This is a genomic window from [Flexibacter] sp. ATCC 35103 (assembly GCF_001975985.1).
Classification (GTDB): domain Bacteria; phylum Bacteroidota; class Bacteroidia; order Flavobacteriales; family Flavobacteriaceae; genus Flavobacterium.
Window position 1 is genome coordinate 11,033 of the sequence record NZ_MTQF01000020.1, and the last position, 6,295, is coordinate 17,327.

3 protein-coding genes are annotated in these 6,295 nt (G+C 29.8%); all 3 read left to right on the plus strand.

All coding sequences use genetic code 11. The features are described from left to right. Positions 1 to 1,915 (plus strand): condensation domain-containing protein (locus BXU01_RS23325; protein WP_255373836.1); only part of this gene is annotated, 1,915 nt, incomplete at its 5' end. Between the two features lie 2 nt (positions 1,916 to 1,917). Further along, positions 1,918 to 2,907: a TauD/TfdA family dioxygenase gene (locus BXU01_RS23330; protein WP_083696227.1), complete on the plus strand. Its 990-nt coding sequence runs from the start codon at positions 1,918 to 1,920 to the stop codon at positions 2,905 to 2,907. A gap of 103 nt (positions 2,908 to 3,010) precedes the next feature. Continuing rightward, the coding region (locus BXU01_RS23335; protein ID WP_123774178.1) for a non-ribosomal peptide synthetase at positions 3,011 to 6,295 on the plus strand (3,285 nt) is incomplete at its 3' end.

The following is a 6,295-nucleotide window of genomic DNA, read 5'->3' on the forward strand; positions in this document are numbered from 1 at the left end:
TGAACTTGGGGAAATAGAAACAGAATTAGCTAAATCTCCATTAGTAAAACACAATAGAATAGTAGTCAAAGAAGATGCAAGTAAGAACAAATTTTTGGTTGCTTACATTGTTCCTAACGGAGAATTTAACAAGGAATCGATTCAGGATTTTCTAAAAGAGCGTTTGCCAAATTATATGGTTCCCGGTTTTTATGTAGCACTCAGCGAATTGCCCTTAACACCAAATGGTAAAGTTGATCTTAAAAAATTACCCAATATTAGCGAGCAAGACGTTACAAGCAATTATGCAGCGCCAACAACTCCATTAGAAGAAAAATTAGCAGCAATATGGCAAGAAGTTTTGGGCATAGAAAGAATTGGTATTACTGATAATTTCTTTGAAATGGGCGGTCACAGTTTAATAGTTATTCAGGTTATTAATAAAATAAACCAACAATTGGGCAGAGATATATCGTTTAAAGATTTCTTTTTAAACCCAACAATAGAAAAAATAGACAAGTTACTGGAAGAAAAAACTTTTGCAGGAATTCAAAAAGCGCCATTATCAGAATCATATCCTCTAACATTAGCACAAACACAGTATTGGTTAATGAATCAAACGGGAGATGTTTTAAAAGCATATGATATAACCAATACGTTCAAAATTCATGGCAATATAGATGTTGAAATATTTGAAGAAGCCTTTAACTTGTTAATTAAGAGACACGAAATTCTAAGGACTTATTTTAAAGTAAATTCTTCAGGTGTTGTTAATCAGTATGTTGGAAAAGAAGATGTTTATTATAAAATTAATAATCATGATTTCATAAATAAAAAACCTTCTCAGGTTTTAGAACTACTGGATAAAGTTACCAATGAGGATTTTGATTTGGAAAAACTGCCGTTAATCAAAAATCATCTTCTTAAAGTGGATCAAAATGAGTATGTATTTTTCATTTCACTATATCATATTATCGCCGATGGATGGTCGCTTGATATAATAATGAAAGAAGTTCTGGACTTTTATAAACAATTAAAAAACAAGGAAAAAATTATACTTCCAGAATTGAAAATTCAATACAAAGACTATGTTTTATGGCTTATAGAAAATGAGCAGGAAAAGAAATTTGAAATAGCAGAAAACTTTTGGATAGAGAAATTTAAAGGAGAAATCCCGGTAATTAATATTCCAACTGTCAAAACAAGACCTGCAGTAAAGACTTATAACGGAAAAAATTTAGAATATAAGTTTTCTGAAGATTTTTACAGAGCGTTCAAACTGTTTAATAATAAACATGATGTCACCTCTTTTATAAGTTTAAATGCAGTTTTAAATATTTTGCTGTTTACAAAATCGATGCAGGATGATATTATTATCGGAACTCCGGTTTCAGGGAGAAATCACCCTGAATTAGAAAATCTGGTAGGATTGTTTACAAATGTGCTGGCGTTAAGAACTAAAATTAATACCGATAGTCCATTTGCTGCATTTTTAGAATTGCATAAAAAGACCATATTAGAGTCATTTGATAATCAGATTTATCCTTTTTACAGTCTTATCGAAAAATTAAAACTGAAACGAGATTTGAGTAGATCAGGATTATTTGATGTGATGATGAATTTAAATACAGTTAATAATAATGTTGAAATAGACCCATTTGATGAGTTTGAAATCGAAGGATTTAATACTGTAAATGACACTTCTCAGTTCGATTTAAATTTTGTTTTTACAGAATTCGATGCTTTAAACTTAATAATACAGTTTAATACAGATGTTTTTGAAGATATCGAAATTGAAATAATGATGAAAGATTTTGATAAAATAATGACTAAAATATTCCAAAACGAAAATATTCTCATTAAAGATCTGCAAAAAAACAATAAAGATATTTCTAAGAGAAATGAAAATAAGCTGAATAAATTTTTAAAAAGATAATCATGATAAACAGAATCAATAAAATAAAAAACCAGGAAGTCAAAAAAGTTAATTTGAATGAAGATGTTAGTGAAACTTTTTTTCAGGACACTAAATTTCCTTTAGTATTCAAGTCAGTTGTTTCAGGATATGATTTAAAAAAATGGCTAACGGATAATAATGAAAAATTCGAAAAAGAACTTTCTAGTTACGGAGCCTTATTATTCAGGGATTTTAAAATTAACACAGTCGAAAAATTTCAGGATCTGATACGTTTATTTCCTAAAAAACTTTTGGAATATAAATTCAGATCATCTCCAAGATTCGAATTAATCGAGAATGTATATGTATCAACTACATATCCGGAGGAATTGTCAATTAATATGCACAGCGAAAATTCGTATGCAGTTAATCATCCGGAACGAATTATTTTTTGTTGCATAACGCCTTCAGAATATAAAGGAGAAACCCCAATTGCAGACAATAGGCTTGTATTGAGTTTTTTAAGCGAGAAATTAAGAAATAAATTTTTAGAGAAAGGAATTTTATACAGAAGAAGTTTAAAAGGAGTCTTGGGATTATCATGGCAAGAAGTTTTTCAGACCAGTGATAAAAGCGAAGTTGAAAAAGAATGTGAATTAAGCAATATAACTTTTGAATGGGTTGGCGAAAACGAATTGGTTTTGTCCTGGAAAAAGAAAGCCATTTGGAACCATCCGATAACCAATGAATTAGTCTGGTTTAATCATGGAATGTTTTTTAATAAACATATGCTGCATGAAGAAATTCTGAAATCAGTTCAATCGGATGATGAATTACCAAATAATACTTTTTTTGGAGACGGTACAGAAATTTCTAAAGAAGAAATAGAAGAAATAAAATTAGCGTATGCTAAAGCAACCATCGAATTTAAATGGGAAAAAGGAGATGTTTTATTTCTGGATAATTTGCTCTTTTCACATGGAAGAAATCCTTATAAGGGAGAAAGAAAAATCATTGTTTCAATAGCATAGAGAAAATATAAACCATTGTTTTAAAGAAGTATATCGGCATTTAATTACAGATTAAATGTTATAAACCATCTTCCCAATTAATTTTAAAAAGCGCAGAAAAGAAATGAATGTAAATAACGATATGAATGGTTTCGAGTTTTCTGAAAATCAAAAAAATTTATGGAGCTTAAAGGATTCAAATGAATATTATAATCAGATAAAAATTGAATTTAAAAATCCGGTTAAGGCTGAAAAATTATTAGAAGTAATAGAAAATATTATTACGAGCAATGAAATTTTAAATTATAGAACTATTTCTAAAGATGGATTTAAGTATCCAATTCAGTCAGATGCAGTAAAGGGAAAAACAGAATGGTTTGAAATTGAGGAGGATAAAAATAATGATGAAATTAATTTAGACAAGTTTGCTTCATACGATCCGGCAATAAATAATCCGATAAGATTCTTTTTTATTAAAGAATCAACAAATGTAAAATTTCTTTATGTCAGAGTATATTCATTATGGAGCGATTCGTTTAGTTTAATACTATTTTCTAAACTTTTGTTTAGTAGTATAAATCTAAATAAAAGCGAAGTAGAAAATAGTGATATTATTGAATATTCAGGATTTAGTTCATGGCAAAATGAATTAATAAGTGAGCCGGAACCTGAAGCTGTTTTATTTTGGAAAAAGTATAAGTTTGATCTTGAGCGTAAAAATATCCCTTTTCAAAATGATTCAGACACAACATTATTTAAACCTCAAAGAGCATCAATTTGCAAAATTGAGTGTGATGATTATGCTAAAATCACATCATTTTGTAATGATGCAAAAATTAGCAAAGAGCATTTTTTATTAAATCAATACTTAAAATACCTGTTTTTATTTGAAGAAACAGAAGTTACGATTGGTTATGTTCCTTTTGAGAGAAAATACAAAGAACTGGCAAATACACTGGGTTTCGTAAATACAATTACACCGCTTCTTTTTGAAAAATCATCTTATTTAGAAGTTGCTGAAGCCTTAAATTACATTCAGAAACAATTTGATTCTGTTCTTGACTGGGCAGATTTTTTTACACTCGACAGAGAAAACAACAGCAACATTTCTTACTTTAAATATCAGTTTGAGTTTATTGATTTAAAGGAAGAAAATGAAGCTGATAATTCATTTTTAATTCATGATATTTTTTTAGTTCAGGACAAATTTGATCTTAAAGTATCGTGTATCGATTATGGAAATTATTTAACTATTGATCTATATTTTAATGAAGAAGTTTTTGCACAAGCAGAGCAAAATATTCTAAAATTTCAAGTCGGAAAATATTTTAAAAATAGAGCAGATAATGAGATAGAAAACTTTGGTATTAGCGAAATTGAGCATTCAATTATATCGCATTCAAATAACACAAAGGATCCTTTTGCAGCAGTTGATTCTATTTTAGAATTGTTTAACGATCAGGTCGTTTCTTTTCCTGGTAAGACGGCAATACTTAATGAAAATATTAAAATTAATTATAACGATTTAAATAGTAAATCAGATCAATTTAAAAACTATTTAATTGAAAAATTTAATATAGGTAAAGGAGATGCCGTTTGTTTTATTGGCAATGCTACAGAATGGTATATTATAAGTGTATTAGGAATTTTAAAATCCGGTGCTTATTATATTCCTATTGATGCGAATTATCCCATAAACCGTATCAATTATATTTTAGAAGAATCTAAATGTAAAGTTATTATTTGTGATCCTAATTTAGCGATTGACTTAAGCACTGTTAACGGTAAAATTATAACTCCTTCTTACGATGAAATTTTAGGGTATAAAGACTCTAAACACGAAGTTAAGTATGATAAAACAGATATAGCGTACTGTATTTTTACATCTGGATCTACCGGAAAACCTAAAGGATGTATGATCAGTCATTCGAACTTATCAAACTATATTCAATGGGCAAATAAATATTATTTTGAAGATACCGATTTTGGTAACTGGGGGCTGTTTACTTCCATTTCTTTTGATCTTTCTATAACGGCATTATTTACAAGTTTAACCAGAGGTAAGCAATTATGGATATCAAATTTTGATAAAGAAATCAGTTCACTGTTAAAAGAATCATTGCTGAATCCGGAGATTGATACCTTAAAAATTACTCCGGCTCATATTTCTTTATTGAAAGATCTGGATATAAAAAACTCGCAGATTAAAAGAATAATTTGTGGAGGAGAAAAACTTTTTAACTACCAGATTGATATTTTAAAGAGCATTAATGAAGATCTCAGAATATTTAATGAATATGGACCAACGGAGGCAACTGTTGGTTGTATTGCTACTGAAGTTTTTAAAGACACTAAAATAGTAATAGGTAAACCAATTGCTAACATGCAGGTTTATATCCTTGATGAGTCATTGGAGCTTTGCCATATCGGACAAGCAGGAGAGATTTTTTTAACCGGACTTAGTTTGTCAAAAGGCTATTTGAATAATGCTCTTACAGATGAGAAATTTATTGTAAATCCATTTAATGCAAGCGAAAAAATCTACAGAACAGGCGACATTGGATATTGGCTTGCTGATGGAAATATTGAGTATTTAGAAAGAAAAGACCAGCAGGTTAAAATAAGAGGATATAGAATTGAATTGGGAGAAATTGAAAGTCAGATACTGCAATTTTCTACAGATATTAATCAAGTAGTCGTTGATGTTAAAGAGAAAAACCAGGATAAAATACTCGTTGCTTATTTAGTTTCTTCTTCAAACATTGATAAAAATAAATTACGTGCTTTTTTAAATGAAAATCTGCCTTATTATATGGTTCCGGTTTTTTATGTGGCTTTAGAAAATTTGCCCTTAACGCCAAATGGTAAAATTGATCGTAAAAGTCTACCAAATGTTGGACTAGAAGATGCTGTTAAAAACCAATATGTTGCAGCAATTAATGAAATTCAGCATAAAATAGTTGAAATATGGCAAGAGTTACTGGGAATTGAACCAATTGGTATTAGAGATAATTTTTTCGGTTTAGGCGGACATAGTTTGATTGCTGTTCAAATATTTAATAGAATTTTTAAAGAATTGGGCAAGTCAATTTCCTTAAAATTATTTTTTGAAAACCCCACTATTGAATCCCTTTCGCTGCAATTACAAGAAGACCAATATACGGCCATTGGTGCAGCAGGGTTTATGGAAAGCTACCCTATGTCTGCTTCCCAGGAAAGGTTTTGGCTGCTGAGCCAGCTTGAAGGCGGTTCGCTTGCCTATAATATGCCGGCAGCAGTTGTTTTTACAGGCAAAATAGATGCTGATAAACTCGAGGAAAGTTTCAGGCATCTGATAGCACGCCATGAAATCCTAAGGACTAATTTTAAAACAGACCAGTCGGGGGAGAACCGTCAATATATCAGATCG